The sequence below is a fragment of the Cytobacillus depressus genome, from assembly GCF_008923245.1.
GTDB classification, from domain to species: Bacteria; Bacillota; Bacilli; order Bacillales; family Cytobacillaceae; genus Cytobacillus; species Cytobacillus depressus.
On record NZ_WBOS01000012.1, the window covers coordinates 74,541 to 94,345 of the forward strand.

Sequence of the window (19,805 nt, forward strand, 5' to 3'; positions counted from 1 at the left end):
ATTTATAGTGTTATAGCCTTTATGTTAGATCTGGTTCTTTTTTTGCAAGTAAGCTTAAAACAATCTGTACTGCAATCGCATCATCTAAATAGCCTATTGGAAAGATATAATCCGGAATGACATCGACCGGTAAAATAAAATATATGAGTGCGCTTCCAATTAAACCAAGTTCAACTGGGGTACCATTCTTTAAGCGGAACCTTTCATACATATCCTTCAAATGATTGATAAATGGACCGATGCTGCCAACCTTTTGAAGCTTTACCTCGAAGTCATTAAGAATTGTTTTTTCTCCCTCTGTTGTCTGTGTGTATTGTTCATAGTTAGCTAACTGCTGCTCAACGCTTTCTATAGTAAACTGTTGATCATATAAATTAGCGGATTTGAGGAAATTTTTAATGCTGTTCACTGAGGCATGAATATCTGAAAGCTGTCCATCTTCCTTCTGTTCAATTGGGTATCCAGCAGCTACAAATAAATCAACGATGGGAACACCGAGAGTGTCTGCAAACTTTTGTAAGTGTTCGGGAGTCGCTTTTCGTTTTCCATTTATGATTCTTGAAATTGTAGCTGTATTGATTGCGGTGAGTTCACTAAGCTTCCGCATTGACAATGATCGTTCCTGCAATAGGTCCTTTAATATTAAACCTAGATTATTTATTTTTTGTGACACTATTCGACTCTCCTTTCTTAATGGATTTTTTAATTGTAGAGTGAGACATGAACACCCAAAAACTCTTCACCCGCAATATAGTAAGTTATGATTGACTGATTTTACTAAAGTCAATGTTATTATGAAATATAAACCAACGTTGACTTTATGTCAACGCGTATTATTCAAATATGGGGATTGAGGATTGTTCATTGTTCCACTCTACGAATCGATTTGCTGACTAGAAAAATGCCGTAAACGCAATCACTAAAATGAGTATTCCACTGATAACCGTTCCAAATTGACCAACAGTAAATGAACCAATACGAACATTAGCTAATTTAGATCCTAATTTCACACCTGCCCATACTGTAATGAAGCTACCGAATGCAGCTGTTAAAGAAATTGCCAGCGGGGAAAGGCCAAGTAAACCGGCACCTAGACCATTCGTAAGAGCATTTGCAGATAAGGCAACACCAAGTATAATCGCTTCCCCCCAACCAATTTCACCGGAATTATCTGTATCAGCTATCTCAGGATTCTCAAGAATCCCTTTTATACTATTAGACTGTTTACTATCCTCCCTACCCTCCTCTAAAATCCCTTTTTTACGCGGGACCGCCAATAAAATGATACGAATCCCAATAATAAAAAGCAGGAATGCACCAAAAATCACGGGAAGAATCCCAGGAAGTACGTTTGAAAGCCAAAGACCAAACGTGATCCCCGCCATACTCATTAGAAAACAAATGACCGCAATTAAAATATTGGATCCTATCCGAATTTGTATCTTTCGAATTCCGTATGATATTCCTACGCCCAAATTATCAATACTTGATGAAACAGCAAAAGCTAAGATGATTAGCCAACTCAAAGTAAACACTCCTTTATTTTTTTACCACTGTATTGCTTTTATTGACAAAAAGTGCATGTCTACCTAAATAACGTTGATAATTTGGCAACAAAAAAAGGTTCAGATCGCCCTCATCCAATTCATATAAAAAGATCAATAAAAGAAAATAAATTGTCGAATGTTGGTTCTAAATCAAAAAGTTGCGCATGAGCAAAAAATATTTACTTGGACAAAAAACCGTGCTAAGATGTTTTCATAAAATATGTATGAGCAAATTCATGACTTTAAAAGTTGTATATATAAAAAGCATTGAACTCTAGGCAAGTTTTAAGGTGGGATAAATAATGCCAACTCAATCTCAAAATTCAGTTGAAGATCAAGGCTGGTTAAAACGAAGCACGAATGTGAGTTTAGAAGAGGTAAATAATACCGTTTCTGTTCCGAATAAGGGCGGTTTTTGGCGAAAGTTTTTGGCATTTGCAGGCCCTGGCTCCTTAGTGGCCGTCGGATATGTAGATCCGGGAAACTGGGCGACATCCATTGCAGGTGGTGCACGTTTCGGCTACACCCTGTTGATCGTTATTTTACTAGCTAATTTAGTTGCTATGCTCCTCCAAGCATTGTCAGCAAAACTAGGCATCGTAACTGGCAGAGATCTTGCGCAAGCAACAAGAGATGCAACAGGTAAGAAAACGGCTTTTATTCTCTGGATTTTAACGGAACTTGCCATTATTGCAACAGATTTGGCAGAGGTTATCGGTTCCGCAATTGCGTTAAATTTATTATTCGGGATTCCTTTATTGATGGGAATCGCCATTACGACATTAGATGTGCTGCTTTTGCTTTATTTACAAAAGAAGGGCTTTCGGATTATCGAAGCGATTGTTATCGTATTAATGGTCACCATATTCGGGGTATTTGCATTTGAGGTCATTATTTCAAAACCGGAAATATCCGCACTTTTTGGTGGATTTGTCCCGAAAGCAGAAATTGCCACAAATCCAGAAATGCTCTTTATTTCTCTTGGTATTTTAGGAGCAACGGTGATGCCCCATAATTTATATTTACATTCATCTATTGTCCAAACAAGACAATATAAGAGAACGACCGAAGGGAAAAAAGAAGCTCTAAAATTTTCATTGCTTGACTCGACGTTTTCGTTAACGGCTGCTTTTTTCATTAATGCCGGAATTTTAATTCTAGGGGCTTCCGCTTTTTATGGCACAAATTTAGATGTTTCGGAAATTGAAGCAGCCTATGAATTATTAAGCCCAACTTTAGGGGTAGGAATTGCAAGCACACTTTTTGCTGTAGCTTTACTGGCCTCAGGCCAAAACTCAACAATTACCGGAACAATAAGTGGACAGATTGTCATGGAAGGATTTCTCCAATTGCGAATTGCTCCTTGGCTTCGCCGCTTAATTACACGTCTCATTGCGGTCATTCCTGCTTTTGTTGTCACTTGGATTTATGGCTCTAAAGGAACAGGTGAATTACTATTATGGAGTCAAGTGGTTTTATCCCTTCAGCTCCCCTTTGCCGTCATCCCTTTAGTCCTGTTTACAAGCGATAAAAGGAAAATGGGTGAATTCGCCAATAAATTACCAGTAAAAATATTAGCGTGGATCTGTACCGTATTAATCGTTATTTTGAATATCTTTTTGATTGGTTATATTGTTGTTACGGGGCAGGATATTGGGTAGGATCGGAAGGCTATATGTTGTATATAAAATCCATATCCTTATGAAGATGCACCACCTGGACCTATTAAATTAAAACTTCTAGACGATCCGGCAACCATTGAAAAAGAAGTGAATATTAAAATCAAATAAAAGAAAGGGGCTGTTCCTAAAGTCTGGTAACTGAATTTGGGAACCCCCTTTCTTTTTGTAAAATGCACAAAAAAATCGCCCTATCTAGTAAAATGACAGGACGATTTTTTTATGTTCAATCCGAAGTTCAATACTGAAAATTAAATGGTTTGTTTTTTTAAATGATTCCTTAGTAAAAAAGCGGATTACTAACTATGGCATTCAAAGACAAGTAGATGGCGCCAGTCTGATGCTCATTTGAAGCTTGATTAGCTAAATGGAGGCCCCACCAACAAACCGAAATGTTGGCGATACCCCCTTATAACAAAAATATCCATTAAAATAATATTAATTTAATTCTATAAATCACAATGATAAACCTAACGTAAAATCTATTTTGTCAGCGTATTGAGGAAAATCAATTAGAGGATTTCTGTTCTTTTGAATAGTGAATATCTCTTTGTTGCGATGTTTTTCATAAATGGTTATGTTATATTCACGATGCCATTTAAGCAGCATCTCAATGTCCTTACTTCTATATTGGCTAATTTCTCTTGGATATCTTAACAAAAAATACAATGTTGCCCTGGCAGCCTCACCTTTTCCGCTTTCGGGTTCAAACTTACCCTCTTCATATTTTCCGCACTGTGCTCTGATCGCTTCCGTCTCCATTTGCGGTGAATAGTCCACAAAATCAAAATAAGGATGATTGGATCTTAAAGAATTGCAAGCTATTTCGCATGTAAAAAGATGATGTAAATCTCCTCTCATCGGATTATCCTTATCAAACCATGACTGAGGAACGACATGTTCACAATTATACATATTTTCACTTTCAATGGACGCCATCGCCATCTGTATTTCATAATCGGTTTTCGAGCTAATTTTTAGCACCTTTGTATAGGCTGCTATTCTTTTTCTTTCTGCTTCATAATCATCTTTTATGACTTGTTCAGGATCTCTTTCTTTTCCGGAATAGATGCTCTTCAACTTCCCGTCCATATGAAGGTCAATTCTTGAATAAAGATAATTCCTGGTATTAGAGTTATAAGGAAGCTGATTTTCATGTGTATCCGAAATTAACTGATTAAGTTTCTTATATAACTCTTTTTTGTCCACTTCATTAAAATCAATTTGATGATAATAATCCCTGATTGCCATTTGATCCTGTTCTTCATCATAATACTCTTTTCCATTTTCAAACCTCTTTTTGTTAAGCTCCAGCTCCAACAATGTGGCATGTAAATCTGCATTTTTATATGATTCTATATTTTTTATGTTCACTATTATGTTCCTCCTTTCTAGTTATATGCCTAACTAAATTGTCTGCTAGTAAAATTGAGAACAATTCACCTCCTCTTACGCAATTATACAACCTAAATATTACTTTTATTTTTCATTTAGGTTAATTCTTGTAGCATTACTATTAATTACTACATTACAATACCTTCACTTTCGCTGCTCTTATCCTATATGGCAGGTTCCCGAATTAAATTAAATCTACTTGACTATCCGGCAATTTAAAAAGAAGTAAATATAAAAATGCAATAAAAGAAATGCGATTCTCTTATTAGGAAATCGCATTTCTTCTTTTAAGGCAATCTTAGTTATATTCGTTTACAATATACAAAGAAAGAATCCGTTTAATACGATTCGCTAATACATTATTATATATATAACCCTATTCTTTTTAAAATGAGAATCAAATCAATCTTGTTAAAGATTTATTATTATAAAGGAGTGCATTTTATGTTCTACAAATTATCAAAAGAACAGCATGAACAAATGATAGGAGACATCCAGTCTTTCTTTTTTAACGAGCGGGATGAGGAGTTGTCAGAGTTTGCTGCGGAAAGGGTTTTGGAGTTTATTAAGGAGTCTATTGCTCCGCACTTTTATAATGCGGCAATTTCAGATGCTAAAACTGTTATGGAGCAACAAGTATTAGCGATAGAAGAGGAAATTTTAACTTTAGAGCGTCCATTGAGACGAAAATAATATTAAGAGCTGTTCAAAAAAGTTTTCTAACCTTTTGAACAGCTCTTTTTAAGCTTTACATTGTACAATACGATCACTAGCGAAAGATGCACTACGCATTCGACAAGGAGTAAGTTACCAGTAGTGAGGTGTTTCGATAATTAAATTCCTCACTTGTTCAGCCGTTTGCATCGTCAATGCTTGATCAGCAAGCTCTTTCATTTCCTTTTTTGATAATTGATTAATTTGGCCTCTTGCTTTCAAAATGGACGGGGCGCTCATTGAAAACTCATCCAATCCTAGACCAAGCAATACAGGGATCGCGACAGCATCCCCTGCCATTTCTCCACACATCCCAACCCATTTTCCGTTTGTGTGGGCTGCATCGATAACTAAATAAAAAAAAGAAAGAAACCGATGCTCTCACACCAATTTCTTTCTTCAAAAAATTTATTTCAATTTCAATAAAGCAACTGCCTCACAATGCATCGTCTGCGGAAACATATCCACTGGCTGCACTTCGACAGTTTTATAGCCGCCATCTTCCAGTAATCGCAGATCTCTCGCCAACGTTCCCGGATTGCAGCTGACATAAACAACTTTCTTTGGCTTCATGTCAATAATAGTGTTTAGTAATGCTTCATCGCAGCCCTTTCGTGGAGGGTCAACGACTAATACATCTGCTGAATTGCCTTGCTCATACCATTTCGGTATAACGACTTCAGCTTCGCCAACAGCAAATTCAGCATTGGTGATCCCATTCAATTCCGCATTTCGCTTCGCATCTTCAATCGCTTCTGGCACAATTTCTACGCCAAAAACCTTCTTCGCCCTTTGAGCGAGAAATAGAGAAATCGTTCCAATGCCGCAATATGCATCAATTACGTTCTCTTCACCGCTTAAATTTGCATATTCTAACGCTTTTTCATAGAGGACTTTTGTCTGTTCTGGGTTCACTTGATAAAATGAACGGGCAGAAATCGCAAATTTGATATCTCCGATGAAATCATAAATGACCTCTTCTCCCCAAAGAACCTTCGTCTGCTCACCAAAGATCACATTTGTTTTCTTTGAATTGACGTTTTGAACGATCGATTTAACGCCTTTTATGCGAGAAGTAATTTCTTCAATTATTTTATTTTTATGCGGAAGGTCATTTGTCCTCGTAATAAGCACAACCATAACCTCACCTGTTACAAGTCCATGCCTTGCCATAATGTGTCGAAGGTCACCTTTATGATTGCCTTCCTTATAGGCGCGAACGCCGTAACGGCTACAGATGTCGATAACTGTTTGAACGACTTCATCATTTTTTTCCTGCTGGATCATACATTCTTTCATATTTATTATTTGATGAGTTCGCTGCTGATAAAAGCCGCCGATTAGACCGCCCTCTTGTTCTCCAAGAGGCACTTGAGCTTTATTGCGATATCGCCAAGGTTCATTCATGCCAAGGACTGGATGAACGATGACATTGTCAAGCTTTCCAATCCTCTCTAGCACATCTCTTACTTGCTTCTCCTTCGCTTTCAGCTGTCCTTCATAGCTTAAATGCTGAAGCTGACACCCTCCACATTCCTTATAAATCGGACATGGGGCTTCAACCCGATATGGGCTTTTCTCGTACGTTTCAATAAGACGCCCAAATCCATAGCCTTTATTTACCTTGAGGACTTTAATCTTTGCCTTTTCACCTGGAAGTCCGTTCGGGACAAATAATGGATAGCCATCCACCTTTGCTACCCCTGCCCCATCATGTGTTAAATCTTCAAAAATAACATCTATATATTCATTTTTCTGTACTGGTAATGTTCTACTCATTGGTTTCTTCCTTTTTTCAGCATTAATAAGGGAAATTGTATCATATTATTGCGGTAAATATAAAATTTAGGGACAAAGGAGCTGAAACTTGTCCCCCTATCCCGCTAAAAAAGCCCGCTCCATTTTTATTCGGAACGAGCTTCTTCTATTTGATTGGAGCTTACCCAGTCTCTCGGCCGGTCTTCATCACGGATTTGATCTAATGGGACAAAGACTTCAAGGTGTCGATACAGATTAACAAATTCAGCTGGGAGCAGTCCGCCAAATTCTCCATCAAGATTCAGCTGTAGCTTTTCGCTCGATTTGACTTTAATCCGATTTGCTTGCGTATAAATGACATGCGGGTCATTTATATGCTCACCACGAACAGCTAATGTCGCGATGCGGATAAAATCTGCCAAGTTAGTCTTTTTTAAGATTAACAGCGAAAATAATCCATCATTAATCGATGAATCAGGAGCGAGCTTTTCAAAACCGCCTACTGAGTTAGTCAAGCCTACAAAAAAAAGCATAGCCTCTCCCTCAAATAACTTGCCGTCATACTCAATGCTCACTTCTGTCGAGCGAATGGATGGAAGCATCTCAATTCCTTTTAAGTAATAGGCAAGCTGCCCAAGCATCGTTTTTAATTTGCTTGGGACTTCATACGTAAGCTCTGTCAGCCTTCCTCCGCCAGCAATATTAATAAAATAGCGATCATTAATCCGTCCAATATCTACCGGGATTGTATCCCCTTTAACGATAATGTCTGTTGCCGCTTCAATATCTCTCGGGATATGAAGGGCTCTTGCGAAATCATTCGTAGTCCCTGCAGGAATTACCCCAAGCTTCGGCCTGTACTCCTGTTCTGCAAGCCCATTTACAACCTCATTAATCGTTCCGTCCCCGCCAGCAGCTACAACTAGATCATATTTGCGCTCCACAGCAATTCTTGCAGCTTTCGTCGCATCACCAGCACCAGTCGTAGCATGGCATGACGTTTCATAGCCGGCTATTTCAAGCCTTTGAAGAATTTCTGCAAGATTTTTCTTAAGAATTTCCCGGCCAGAAGTTGGATTATAAATAACTCTTGCTCTTTTCATAACCATCATCCTATTATTCATCTTTATAATACTTAATCCGTTTTCTCATTCAGTTAACATCATATCTAAAAGGTCCGTACATATCAATTTTTACCTAACCAGAAAAAGGCCTATTCCACTTACCACCAATTCAATTATTCCCAAAATCCAGCATTTTATTTCCTAATCCTCTCTTACTAATAGATGCTCCCTAGATGAAAAAGATACCCAGATGAGTCTAGGTATCCGTTTTTTCTGCACATATTTTAGGATCTATTCAACGGTATTTAAGCTTAGTTGATAGCTATTAATGATTTGAAGATGATGGGTTCCTTTCCCCATTTGGAATGTCGCTAGCTTTATGACATCTTCCCTATATTCATCCCGATCATTGTTCACATTTTCTTTTATGATACTCCACTTTTCTTGGTCACCGCTTATTTCTTGCACACCGGTCGCAGAAATTTTCACATCACTGGAATTTACAATTTGGACGGACAGATGTGATGCTCTGTCAACGGACCAGTCATTCATAAGTGAACGCGGTTTAAGAGTAATGGGATTATCATTTCCATTCACTTCAAGCTTAACATGGCTTGGGATCAGTATTGTTGCCGAAAGGCTGGCATATCTGCCAAATGGCCCTAAAGAATCGCTTGGCAGCCCTTTAACTTGAACGTAAATAGTATCTCCTTTTTCCTGAATCGATACATAATCATTAGCTTTGGAAATTAATTGTTCATTTTTCCTTACTTGTGTCTGATATGTACCGAACATACTAATCTCATTATTTGCGGTTCCCTCGATTGTAAGTGGATAGCGATCTGTATTAACTACTACCCTTTTTACCTCATTGCTAATTTTCTGTTCATAACTAGGCAGATCCAATGTTTGCTCTTCTCTTTGCAGCACATCATTCACTTTTGCCAAAATTCCTGTGGAGCTAATGATGGCAAAGCCAATACCAACCGTCCCTAATATTCCTACAAAGAAAATACTGAGAAAATCATACTTTAAAAAAGGTCTTTCCTCCTTTGAAAGGAATATAAAAACTAATATTTCGATCCCAAGAACGATGAGAATCGCTGGCCACCAAGACATCATGATCGTTAATAGCTGGTAGCCAAAAAATTGGGAAAATAGTAGAAAAATCCCGAGTAACAGGAGCGAAGCCCCCATCGAAAATGTACCTACACGCCAGGTCCTCATTATAAACCCCTTTCTCCCTTCTAATCTGCTTGAAACTCAACTACTCCTTAAGTTTCCATTCTCTTCTCTTTTTTTCCCACTATCAGCTTTAGACCGCCTCCAATGAGCAGGATACAAACAACAGCTGTTTGGAAATAACGCTCAAACCAATAACGGATGTCAAAGTTGATCATATCCATCAGCATTGGCGAAACGACGGGCAGTAAAATATTTGTTGTTAAATAATACAAGCCGAGTAGCACTAATCCAATACCAATCCATTTTTGATGATTAAATAAATAAGAAATAATCGGTGTATCCTCAAGAGGCTCACCCTCATACTTCGAGGCTTTCTGCAGGCCATCGAAGAAACTATAGAACCAAATAATCGGAATGAGGAAAAGGAAAATCCCTAATCTCAATACATCTAAAATATAAATAGAGAATAGGAAAGCAGCCATTAATTGAATTCCGCGGCGCTGAAGCCCAAGGTACAGATGACCGGCTCCGGGGAACACGGATAAGAAAGTAGCAATCGCCTTGCTTTTCTTTCCTTCCTCTCTGCGGGATTCAAAATCCTCTAATATTGTGCGGTCAATAAGCTGTTCACCGCGCTGCTTTCGATTTAACTGCTGGATCGCATCAAAAAATCCATAAACCCAAATAACCGGCAAAATCGCCCAAAAGGTTAAGAATTCACCTCTATGAGTCAATATCGACACAAAAAACACCATAACCGCTAAGCCGATAAAGGCAATTAATAATGTGATCCCGCGGTTCATTAAGCCGAGGTGAAAATGTCCGACTCCGGGGATAAAGGATAATAGAATCGTGCGGAACCGTTCATACTCGACTTCACTTTCAACCGAGGTACCTTCAGAATGCAGCTTCTCTTTACGGTGTAGAAGCCTTGACGCCGTAATTCCCGTATCAACCAAATTGATGATATATAAAAACACCCCTATCAATACGATCACTAATGCAACTTCGTGACCATTATGAGCGAGTAGCATAAAGGTAATGGCAATCAAGAAGAATTCCCCGAACATATAAGCAAAGCCACGCAAAACCTTTCCTAAATATAACAATCCTCCACCAGGGAAAAACCCCAATAAAAACGCGATAATCGGATTTTTCATTATTTATTAGCCTCCTTGCTTTTTTTCTCTAACGAATCTATCCAGGCGAAGGTTTTATCAACAATGCCTTCTGTTACCGATGTCCTTTTTTCCTGAAAGCTTGGCATTTGAACGCTTTCCGTATAATGAGTAATCGACTGAAATACTCCCGTTGACATTAAAAGAATCGTCATAGCGGCCGCGATGGAATAGTGGAAAATCGCTGATTGATAAAATGGTTTGTTTGCCTTTTTAACGCCTTTCCTTTCTGTCCGTGCAGGAGGCTCGTTCCGGGCGATTTGCGCCATGATGAGATCGGTAAAAGCCGATTCATTCTCAATGACAGGCAACGCACCTTCTACCTCGTCTACCGCTTGGATGTATATGTCTAAACATTGGTCACAAGTATAAAGATGGTTCTCATAATCTTCACGGACGTCATGATCAAGTTCATTTTTCACATATTTCGTCCACTCTTCTTTCGAATAATGCCTCATGAAAAATCGTCCTCCTTCCAATGCTTCCTCATCCAATTACGGGCGCGGTACAGTTTTGTCTCAATTGTCTTCACTTGAACATTTTGTTCCTCAGCAATTTGCTGATACGTTTTTTCGGCAATATAAAAATCATATATAACATGTCGATAATTCTCTGGAAGCTCATGAAGCTTTTCCCTGACACGAGTTAATCTTTCTTTAAAAATAAGCTCTGTCTCGATACTTTCCTTTTGAGTTCTCCATGCTGTGGCCTCTTCCAAATCCATTATATCTTCTCTCCGCAGCTCGCGCTTCCTCTTTACATCGATTGCATGATTAACAGCAATTCTCGTCATCCATGTTTTAAAGCCTTGATTATCATATTGGGAGAGAGAGGTATAAATCTTAATGAATACTTCTTGAGCAGCATCTTCTGCTTCCTTTTGGTCTCTCAATACCGCATAAATCGTCCGGAACAAATCGTTGCGGTACTTTTCAACCAAGAGCCGGAAAGCATGATCATTGCCGCTTTTTACTTTTTGGATAAGAACTTGGTCGCTAATCGCTCTCTCCCCCTTTCTGATGAGCTTCCACCCTAATAGACGAAAGATAAGCACTCTATCCCTACACAAAAAATAAATATTTTTAAAAAAAGTTTTATTAAGTAGAAAAAACGCTTAGGAATAGTTTTCCCAAGCGTCTTTGTTAAAGTGAAACTTCATTCAGTGGGGGGCTTTTTATTCCCCACTGAATGTTAGTTGCGGCCCACAGGATGTGGGTCACGCAGACGTTGCCACAGGACATGGCGTTCTTAGTTTGCGTTCTTTAAATCGGGCCTTTACGGGCTGTTAGATTTCCCGCGTAGAGGTTAAAGTGGGAGTCTTATAGACCGTTAATCTGCGATAAATATATTGAACTAAAAAAGCCAAATATAAAAAGCTAATACAGTAAATGAGAGGGTGATTGTTATGGCATAAATAAACGTCAAATTCTTTGTATTCCGTTTGGCGGATTTACGATAATTTGGATCTCCTTTAGAAATAAAGAAAATAGTTGTACTGACTGCAATGACTGTGGTGGCAATCACAAGCCAAATCACAAAATTCATTATACATCTACCCCTTAAACCATATTTTCTACATTAAGATTAGTGCAAATGAAATAATATAAAATTACCATTCTATGATAAAATGGACATAAACGTTTCACCCAGATTTGGAAGCCTCTAACACTATTCTCCCATAAAGGATGATATGATGACAATACTACTGTTTGTAATTTCCTATTTGCTAGGATCTATTCCGACTGCCCTAATTGTCGGGAGATTTGCCTTTAATATTGATATTCGGGAACATGGCAGTAATAATCCGGGTGCGACCAATACATTAAGAGTTCTTGGAAAAAAGGCAGCGATTCTTGTATTGCTCATTGATGTTGGAAAAGGAGCGCTTGCAGCATATCTTCCTATAGTTATAGGTACGAAGATTGATCCATTGTTAATAGGGCTTGTTGCTGTCATCGGCCACTGTTTTCCTATTTTTGCGGGATTTCGCGGGGGAAAAGCGATTGCTACTACTGCTGGTGTTCTCCTTGTCACGAATATGTGGATGTTTGCAGCGGCCTATTTTGCTTTTTTCTTTGTTACCTTCGTGACGAAGTATGTATTCCTTGGGTCCTTATCAGTCGGATTCGCCTTGCTCATTTTTTCCTTTTTTACTCCCGGCCGTGAGCATGAACTTATCTTTTCCATTTTTATATTGCTTTTAATTTTTCTCCACCGCTCAAATATTTACAACTTCCTTCATCAGCTTGAACCGAAAATTAATGACAAACGGCTTAAGGATGACCGGATTCCGCCAAAAAATAACAGCAAACGTGCCTAAACGGAAGGCTATTTTATATGTTTCTGACCGAATATTGGATTGTTCCATATTCGGTTTTTATTTTCATTATCTAGCTCGAAAAATACAACTTATAATTAAAAGTTGATTTTTTCTACTTATATATATATGGTAAAATAACTACAGGCTTTAATTGCCATAATCTATTTAATCAAGGAGAAGAACTATGTCAAAAGTATTTGTATTCGGTCATAAAAACCCCGACACAGACTCAATTTGTTCCGCTATTGCATATGCAGAGTTAAAAGCAAAATTAGGTGTAGAAGCTGAACCAATCCGTCTTGGACAAGTCAACGAGGAAACACAGTTTGCACTTGATACTTTCAATGTGGAGGCACCACGTCTTGTAGAGGCAGTTTCTAAGGAAGTTAATGAAGTCATTCTTGTCGACCATAACGAATTTCAGCAAAGTGCGGACGATATTCGTGATGTGAAAATTCTTGAAGTAATCGACCATCACCGCATTGCAAACTTTGAAACAAGCGATCCATTATATTATCGTGCAGAGCCGGTTGGCTGTACAGCAACTATCTTAAATAAGATTTACAAGGAAAAATCAGTAGAAATTAGCAAAGAAACAGCTGGATTAATGCTTTCAGCGATTATTTCTGATTCCTTGCTCTTTAAATCTCCGACTTGCACAGAGGAAGATGTAGCAGCAGCGCGCGAGCTTGCGGAAATCGCTGGTGTTAATGCGGAAGAATACGGTTTAGCCATGCTAAAAGCAGGTGCAGACCTAAGCGATAAAACAATTGCTGAACTAATTACTCTTGATGCGAAGGAGTTCCAAATGGGTAACTACAAAACGGAAATTGCCCAAGTTAATGCTGTCGATCTAAATGATGTTCTGAGCCGCCAGGACGAGCTTGAAGCTAAGCTAACAGAAGTGGCTAAGAATAAAGAGTTAGATCTATTCCTTTTCGTACTTACTGATATTTTAAACAACGACTCAGTTGCCATCGCTATCGGTAATGAAACGAAAGCAGTTGAAGAAGCTTATAATGTAAAGCTTGAAAACAACCGCGCACTATTAAAGGGCGTCGTTTCCCGCAAGAAACAAATTGTTCCAGGACTTACAAAAGCTTTAACAGAAAAATAAACTTATTTAAAAGAGGAGCGACCAACAGGTCCTCCTCTTTCCTATTAGTGATTAGAATGGAAAATCTGAGATGTTTCCTCTGTCAACTCTCCCATCAATCCCTTTACAGATGTTCTATTGGCTAGGCGTAATCCTTGTCCCGCCCATAAGGACATGAACTCCTTATTTTTTAATTTTGCAGCCTGCTTTCTGATTGCACCTGTTAGGTCATTTTGTATTGGGTAAGGGAGAATGGAGTCTGTTGAATTTTCCGTTTCTTTTATAAAGCGATTATTGATACCTCTTGCTAGCTTTCCAGAAAACGCCTTGGTTAGAGTCGTTGTGTCTTCCGTGCTATTTAATAAAGCCTCCTTATAAATTGGGTGTGCTCCGCTTTCTCTACATGGAAGAAAAGCCGTACCAAGCTGAACACCTTTAGCCCCAAGAATAAAGGCGGCGACTATTCCTCTTGCATCCATAATTCCACCCGCAGCGATAACAGGTAATTTGACAGCATCTGCAATTTGCGGGATTAAAGCCATCGAGCCAATCAATCCGCTTGCTTCCTCATGAAAGGTCCCACGATGTCCGCCTGCTTCACTCCCTTGAGCTACAATCATATCAACACCTGCTGCCTCCAGCTCCAATGCTTCCTTTACATTCGTCGCCGTTCCAATGACAATCGTTCCTTGTTTCTTTAGATCTTTAATCACATTTTCATCAGGAATGCCGAACGTAAAGCTGCATATCGGAACCTTCGTGCTTAAGACGACCTCCAACTGCTGCTCATACAGTGTATGATAGTTTTTATCAGTAAGTTGAATGTCATCCTCTAACATGAGCTCTGCTTTATAGCCAGATAAATGATTCAATGCTTCTGATCGTTTTTCCTCTGAAAAAGTAATCTCTTTATTTGGCACGAACAAATTTACACCAAAGGGCTTGTCTGTTAATTCTCGTATTTCTTTAATCGCAGATTTTATTTCTTCAGGCATCATATATCCGGCTCCAAGATTTCCAAGGCCCCCGGAGTTTGATGTCTCACTGATTAATTCTGGTGTCGTAATCCCGCCTGCCATTGGTGCTTGAAAAATTGGATAAGAAATGCCTAGCATGTCTGTTACTGTATTTTGGTTCCATCCCACAAACAAGCACATCCTTTAGTTATTTTTTCAGCTTAGCTATAATACTGTCTGCCACAGTATGCCAAATGGCTTCATCTACTTGATACGTTGCTACTAATTTTTTATACATGGCCATTTGCTTTTCTTTAAAATCGGGATCATCCTGTGAAGGTAGCTGGCCTCGTTCATAATCGACTTTTTCCTGAATTTGTTTGGCTCTCGGCCCCCAAACTGCATGCTCTTCTCCATCTCCATTGATAAAAATAAAAATTGGAATCGCACGTGATGTCCCATTCGTTAAATATTGATCCATTAATTCAAGGTTTTGATCTCTTAATAAGAAGCGAACCTCCATGCCGATTTCAGCAGCAATCTTTAATAATATCGGATTGTTGAGCAGCGCATCACCACACCAATCCTCTGTTAAGACAATGGCTTTCAAACCTTTATCTTTAAGAGTTGATAGTTTATCCCTCTCATCATCTGACAGCGAAAATTGCTCAAAAATATGATTAGTTTCTGCTTGATTCACCTTCATGCCAGTTATATACTCATCAGCTGTTAGCCCTTTTTCAAACCATTGCATTAAGTTCATCTACAAACTCTCCTTTCATACTATTCATTTCAACTTTTGTTCTTAACTATCCTTCTCTTGGGAGGAAATTGTCGGAAAAATGCTGTAAATAAGCAGCTTTTCCTGGGAAATACAACTGAAATATGTCGAAAAAGCTGATGGTTTTTCCCATCAGCTTTTTCTTTATCTTATCTTTTCTTTAATTCCTCTAACAATAGCTTATTAACTAATGGAGGATTGGCTTGTCCCTTTGTTGCTTTCATAATTTGACCAACAAAGAACCCAAGTGCTTTTTCTTTTCCATTTTTATAATCATCGATGATTTTCGGATTATTGTCCAATACTTCTGAGATGATTTTTAAAAGTGCTCCTTCATCTGAGATTTGAACTAATCCTTTCGCTTTCACAATTTGCTCAGCATCTCCGCCGTTTTCGATTAATTCTTTGAAAACAGTCTTGGCAATCTTGGAAGAAATCGTTCCGTTTTCAATAAGTTTAATCATACCAGCTAGCCCATCGGGGGTTAAGGCTGTTTCATCCAGCTCTTTTTGTTCCGCTTTTAGGTAAGCAGATACATCACCCATAATCCAGTTAGATGATGCCTTTGGATCTGCACCTACCGCTACTGTCGCCTCAAAGAAATCAGCTGTTTCCTTAACAACTGTTAATACAGCTGCATCATAGGCAGGCAGCCCAAGCTCTTCGGTATAACGTTTTTGTCGTTGATCAGGAAGCTCAGGAATTTCAGCGCGAGTACGCTCTTTCCATTCATCATCGATATGAACATCGATTAAATCCGGATCAGGGAAATAACGATAATCGTCTGCTCCCTCTTTCACACGCATAAGGATTGTCGTATTTGTCGCTTCATCATATCTGCGCGTTTCTTGATTAATCACACCGCCTGAACGTACTACTTCCTCTTGGCGCTTTACTTCGTATTCAATTCCTTTTCGAATGAAGTTAAAGGAATTTAAGTTCTTTAGCTCTGTTTTCGTGCCGAATTCTTCTTGTCCAACTGGACGAATAGAAATATTGGCATCACAGCGCAATGACCCTTCTTCCATCTTACAATCAGATACACCTGTGTATTGAATAATGGATTTTAGCTTTTCAAGATAAGCGTAAGCTTCGTTCGCAGTACGAATATCCGGCTCAGAAACAATCTCGATGAGTGGCGTGCCTGCCCGGTTAAAATCACATAATGAATATCCATTTCCATGTGTAAGCTTGCCAGCGTCCTCTTCTAAATGGATGCGAGTGATCCCGATTCTTTTCTTATAGCCATCCACTTCAATATCAATCCAGCCATGTTCTCCGATTGGCTTATCAAGTTGAGAGATTTGGTAAGCCTTCGGGTTATCTGGATAGAAATAGTTTTTCCGGTCAAATGTCGTCACAGGAGCGATTTCGCAGTTAAGAGCCATCGCAGCTTTCATCCCAAATTCAACTACTTTTTTATTTAGGACGGGTAAAACTCCTGGATAACCAAGGTCAACAACCGTTGTATTCGTATTCGGTTCAGCGCCGAAATGGTTCGGGCTTGCCGAGAAAATTTTTGAATCTGTTTTTAATTCAACATGTACTTCAAGTCCAATTACAGTTCCAAATTCCATTACGTTTCCCCCCTTACAACGTCGGTTTTTGTTTATGATAGTCAGTTGCTTGTTCGAAGGCATGTGCTACACGATATACGGTGCTTTCATCAAAATGCTTGCCAATGATTTGCAGCCCTAACGGCAAGCCGTTATCAAATCCGCATGGAATTGAAATCCCAGGCACACCCGCAAGGTTTACTGGAATTGTCAAAATATCATTTGCATACATCGTAAGCGGATCATCAATAGTCTCACCAATTTTGAAAGCGGGTTTCGGTGACGTCGGACCAACAATGACATCAAACTTGCTTAACACATCATCAAAATCCTTCTTAATCAGTGTACGGACTTTTTGTGCTTTCTTATAGTAAGCATCATAATAACCAGAGCTTAATGCAAATGTACCGAGCATGATGCGGAGTTTAACTTCATCGCCAAAACCTTCCGCACGCGTCTTTTTATATAAATCAAGTAAGTTTTCAGGATTCTCCGTTCTGTATCCATATCGAACTCCATCAAAACGAGCAAGGTTCGCTGAAGCCTCAGAAGAAGATAATAGATAATAAGAGGCTAATGCATATTTTGAATGAGGAAGGGAAACTTCTTCCCAAGTTGCGCCAAGCTTTTCAAGGACTTTTAACGAATCTAATACAGATTGGCGCGCTGTTTCTCCTACGCCTTCACCTAAATATTCCTTAGGTACAGCAATTTTTAACCCTTTTATGTCTCCTGTTAATGACTCTACAAAATTAGGAACTTCGATGTTAGCAGAAGTAGAATCCATCGGATCGAGTCCTGAAATCGCCTGTAATAAGTAGGCATTGTCTTCAACTGTGCGCGTAATCGGACCCACTTGATCAAATGATGAAGCAAATGCAACAACTCCGTATCTAGATACACGCCCGTATGTCGGCTTCATTCCAACAACACCACAAAAAGCAGCTGGTTGCCTAATTGAGCCGCCTGTATCTGTTCCTAAAGAAAATAACACTTCTCCAGAGGCAACAGCCGCAGCAGAACCGCCTGATGAGCCGCCTGGTACTACTTCTAAATTCCATGGGTTTCTAGTCTTTTTGAATGCAGAATGCTCGGTCGTAGATCCCATTGCAAATTCATCCATATTTAATTTCCCAATCGTAATCGTTTCTGCATTATGTAACTTATTTATGACTGTGGCATCATAAATCGGATCAAAGTTTTCCAACATTTTACTTGCGCATGTTGTACGCAAGCCTTTTGTTACGATATTATCTTTAACGCCGATCGGCATTCCGAATAGAAGGCCCTTTGATTCATCCGTACCTAATTTCTCATCTAATTTACTCGCTTTTTCACGAGCTGTTTCTTCATCTAATGTAATAAAAGCCTGTACCTTATCTTCAACTTCGCTTACACGTTTAAAAGACTCGTCAACTAGGTCAGTGACCGAAACTTCCTTTTTATGTAAAAGTTCATGTAACTCTGAAACTTTGTGATCAAATAAACTCATTGCTCTTCCCCCCTTACTCAATAATTGACGGCACTTTCACTTGTCCGTCTTGGTGATCTGGTGCATTTTTTAGAACTTCTGATTGAGGTAATCCCTTTTGTGGTACATCCTCTCTCATAACATTTTTCATATCTAATACGTGAGAAGTCGGTTCCACATATTCGGTATCTAATTCATTTAGCTCCTCAGCAAAGGCAATCATCGATCCTAGCTGTTTTGAGAACATCTCAGCTTCTTCCTCTGAGATTGCCAACCTAGCTAAGTTTGCAACATGTTTTACTTGTTCGGTAGAAATTTTAGACATTTATTGACACCTCCAAAAAGTGTTCATACCTTATAAACAATAATATTGATAATAACAAACTTTTGCACGTTAAAGCAATATTTTATCAGCTTCTGTCACTTACTCCACTGCCATTTTACCATTTGTTTCGACAATTCGCAGTTGATAGAACCATTATTTTTTCTAATTGAACGATTATTGGAAAAATGCACAAAAAAAAGCTAGTCATAAAACTAGCTACTTAAATTTCCTATAATTAACGCTTTGAAAATAGTGAAAAAAATCCTTTTTTCTTCTTTACTGCTTTTATCTTTGGTTCTTTTTTACTTACGAAAATTTCTTCTTTGTCAATTGCATAGTCATACGCAAGGGCTAAACCAATTTCGGAATTATAATCTTTATTAGTGACCATCGTATATTCAACATTATATTTGGATGCGATTTTTGTGTACTTCGATAGCTCTTCATAACTCATATTTCCATTTAAGTAAAGATGGGCCCTGCTATTTTTCTTTAATGCTTCTTCGACTTGAGGATAGATGCCCTGTTCTCTAATTTGTGATTGTTTAAGAGCGATCACAATCCGTTCGCGCAGTGTACCAAGGAACTTCCGCCGTTCATCGGGTTTTGTTTGCTTTTGACCGTGAATCCCCTGCATTAAAAAGTCATCAATATTTTTAGACAAAATCCTACCTCCTGCTCCTAACGTTTAAATATATTATAAAAATAGCTTTACGGACGTTTTTCCAAATAGAATATTTTTATCTTCTAAAATTAGGGCTAATATTATGTATGTATTAT

The 19,805-nt window shown here is 38.6% G+C and carries 20 protein-coding genes and 1 pseudogene; 4 read left to right on the top strand and 17 right to left on the bottom strand.

Annotated features, from left to right (window positions below; genetic code table 11):
• Positions 1 to 19: 19 nt before the first annotated feature.
• Both F7731_RS18955 and ytaF read right to left on the bottom strand, forming a co-directional pair.
• Complete coding sequence (locus F7731_RS18955) at positions 20 to 676, bottom strand: DUF1232 domain-containing protein (RefSeq protein WP_425482025.1); 657 nt, start codon at positions 674 to 676, stop codon at positions 20 to 22.
• Between the two features lie 217 nt (positions 677 to 893).
• Positions 894 to 1,526, bottom strand: a complete 633-nt coding sequence (gene ytaF, locus F7731_RS18960) for a sporulation membrane protein YtaF (RefSeq protein WP_151536362.1) — start codon at positions 1,524 to 1,526, stop codon at positions 894 to 896.
• A gap of 323 nt (positions 1,527 to 1,849) precedes the next feature.
• Here ytaF and F7731_RS18965 point away from each other — a divergent pair, with 323 nt between their 5' ends.
• On the top strand, positions 1,850 to 3,208 hold the full coding sequence (locus F7731_RS18965; RefSeq protein ID WP_151536363.1) for an Nramp family divalent metal transporter: 1,359 nt from the start codon (positions 1,850 to 1,852) through the stop codon (positions 3,206 to 3,208).
• 474 nt (positions 3,209 to 3,682) lie between these two features.
• Here the strand turns inward: F7731_RS18965 and F7731_RS18970 are convergent, their stop codons facing one another.
• Positions 3,683 to 4,600 (bottom strand): endonuclease I family protein, encoded by a 918-nt coding sequence (locus F7731_RS18970; RefSeq protein ID WP_246197321.1) that lies wholly within the window; start codon positions 4,598 to 4,600, stop codon positions 3,683 to 3,685.
• Positions 4,601 to 5,065: 465 nt separating this feature from the next.
• Between F7731_RS18970 and F7731_RS18975 the strand changes: the two genes are divergently transcribed.
• Entirely contained in the window at positions 5,066 to 5,314 is a 249-nt protein-coding gene (locus tag F7731_RS18975) for a DUF2164 domain-containing protein (RefSeq protein ID WP_151536364.1), read from the top strand.
• A gap of 114 nt (positions 5,315 to 5,428) precedes the next feature.
• Here F7731_RS18975 and F7731_RS18980 read toward each other — a convergent pair.
• The 8 genes and pseudogenes from F7731_RS18980 to F7731_RS19015 all read right to left on the bottom strand — a co-directional run.
• A pseudogene (locus F7731_RS18980) lies at positions 5,429 to 5,689 on the bottom strand (putative PEP-binding protein); the annotation flags it as partial.
• A gap of 54 nt (positions 5,690 to 5,743) precedes the next feature.
• Positions 5,744 to 7,114 carry a 23S rRNA (uracil(1939)-C(5))-methyltransferase RlmD gene (gene rlmD, locus F7731_RS18985; RefSeq protein ID WP_151536366.1) on the bottom strand — a complete coding sequence of 457 codons (1,371 nt, stop codon included), beginning with the start codon at positions 7,112 to 7,114 and terminating at the stop codon, positions 5,744 to 5,746.
• A 125-nt stretch (positions 7,115 to 7,239) separates the two neighbouring features.
• Positions 7,240 to 8,196, bottom strand: coding sequence for a diacylglycerol kinase (locus F7731_RS18990; RefSeq protein WP_151536367.1), 957 nt, complete (start codon positions 8,194 to 8,196; stop codon positions 7,240 to 7,242).
• Between the two features lie 252 nt (positions 8,197 to 8,448).
• Complete coding sequence (locus F7731_RS18995) at positions 8,449 to 9,384, bottom strand: hypothetical protein (protein WP_151536368.1); 936 nt, start codon at positions 9,382 to 9,384, stop codon at positions 8,449 to 8,451.
• Between the two features lie 47 nt (positions 9,385 to 9,431).
• Positions 9,432 to 10,502: a hypothetical protein gene (locus F7731_RS19000; protein ID WP_425482023.1), complete on the bottom strand. Its 1,071-nt coding sequence runs from the start codon at positions 10,500 to 10,502 to the stop codon at positions 9,432 to 9,434.
• A complete protein-coding gene (locus tag F7731_RS19005; protein WP_151536370.1) occupies positions 10,502 to 10,978 on the bottom strand; it encodes an anti-sigma factor in 477 nt (158 codons plus the stop codon). The genes F7731_RS19000 and F7731_RS19005 overlap by 1 nt, the downstream gene beginning before the upstream one ends.
• Positions 10,975 to 11,568 (bottom strand): RNA polymerase sigma factor, encoded by a 594-nt coding sequence (locus F7731_RS19010; protein ID WP_246197323.1) that lies wholly within the window; start codon positions 11,566 to 11,568, stop codon positions 10,975 to 10,977. The genes F7731_RS19005 and F7731_RS19010 overlap by 4 nt, the downstream gene beginning before the upstream one ends.
• Positions 11,569 to 11,873: 305 nt before the next feature.
• Entirely contained in the window at positions 11,874 to 12,065 is a 192-nt protein-coding gene (locus F7731_RS19015) for a hypothetical protein (RefSeq protein WP_151536371.1), read from the bottom strand.
• 148 nt (positions 12,066 to 12,213) lie between these two features.
• Here F7731_RS19015 and plsY point away from each other — a divergent pair, with 148 nt between their 5' ends.
• Both plsY and F7731_RS19025 read left to right on the top strand, forming a co-directional pair.
• Positions 12,214 to 12,840, top strand: coding sequence for a glycerol-3-phosphate 1-O-acyltransferase PlsY (plsY, locus tag F7731_RS19020; RefSeq protein ID WP_151536372.1), 627 nt, complete (start codon positions 12,214 to 12,216; stop codon positions 12,838 to 12,840).
• A 184-nt stretch (positions 12,841 to 13,024) separates the two neighbouring features.
• Entirely contained in the window at positions 13,025 to 13,957 is a 933-nt protein-coding gene (locus tag F7731_RS19025; protein ID WP_151536373.1) for a manganese-dependent inorganic pyrophosphatase, read from the top strand.
• Positions 13,958 to 14,001: 44 nt separating this feature from the next.
• Here the strand turns inward: F7731_RS19025 and F7731_RS19030 are convergent, their stop codons facing one another.
• From F7731_RS19030 to F7731_RS19055, 6 genes are all read right to left on the bottom strand, one after another.
• Positions 14,002 to 15,081 (bottom strand): NAD(P)H-dependent flavin oxidoreductase, encoded by a 1,080-nt coding sequence (locus F7731_RS19030; RefSeq protein WP_151536374.1) that lies wholly within the window; start codon positions 15,079 to 15,081, stop codon positions 14,002 to 14,004.
• A 19-nt stretch (positions 15,082 to 15,100) separates the two neighbouring features.
• Entirely contained in the window at positions 15,101 to 15,655 is a 555-nt protein-coding gene (locus F7731_RS19035; protein WP_151536375.1) for a thioredoxin family protein, read from the bottom strand.
• Between the two features lie 167 nt (positions 15,656 to 15,822).
• Entirely contained in the window at positions 15,823 to 17,250 is a 1,428-nt protein-coding gene (gatB, locus tag F7731_RS19040) for an Asp-tRNA(Asn)/Glu-tRNA(Gln) amidotransferase subunit GatB (protein WP_151536376.1), read from the bottom strand.
• A gap of 13 nt (positions 17,251 to 17,263) precedes the next feature.
• A complete protein-coding gene (gene gatA / locus F7731_RS19045) occupies positions 17,264 to 18,721 on the bottom strand; it encodes an Asp-tRNA(Asn)/Glu-tRNA(Gln) amidotransferase subunit GatA (protein ID WP_151536377.1) in 1,458 nt (485 codons plus the stop codon).
• Positions 18,722 to 18,734: 13 nt separating this feature from the next.
• Complete coding sequence (gene gatC, locus F7731_RS19050; RefSeq protein WP_151536378.1) at positions 18,735 to 19,025, bottom strand: Asp-tRNA(Asn)/Glu-tRNA(Gln) amidotransferase subunit GatC; 291 nt, start codon at positions 19,023 to 19,025, stop codon at positions 18,735 to 18,737.
• A 235-nt stretch (positions 19,026 to 19,260) separates the two neighbouring features.
• The gene (locus tag F7731_RS19055; protein ID WP_151536379.1) at positions 19,261 to 19,689 is read right to left on the bottom strand and encodes a YueI family protein; all 429 of its coding nucleotides are present in this window, start codon (positions 19,687 to 19,689) and stop codon (positions 19,261 to 19,263) included.
• Positions 19,690 to 19,805 lie beyond the last annotated feature (116 nt).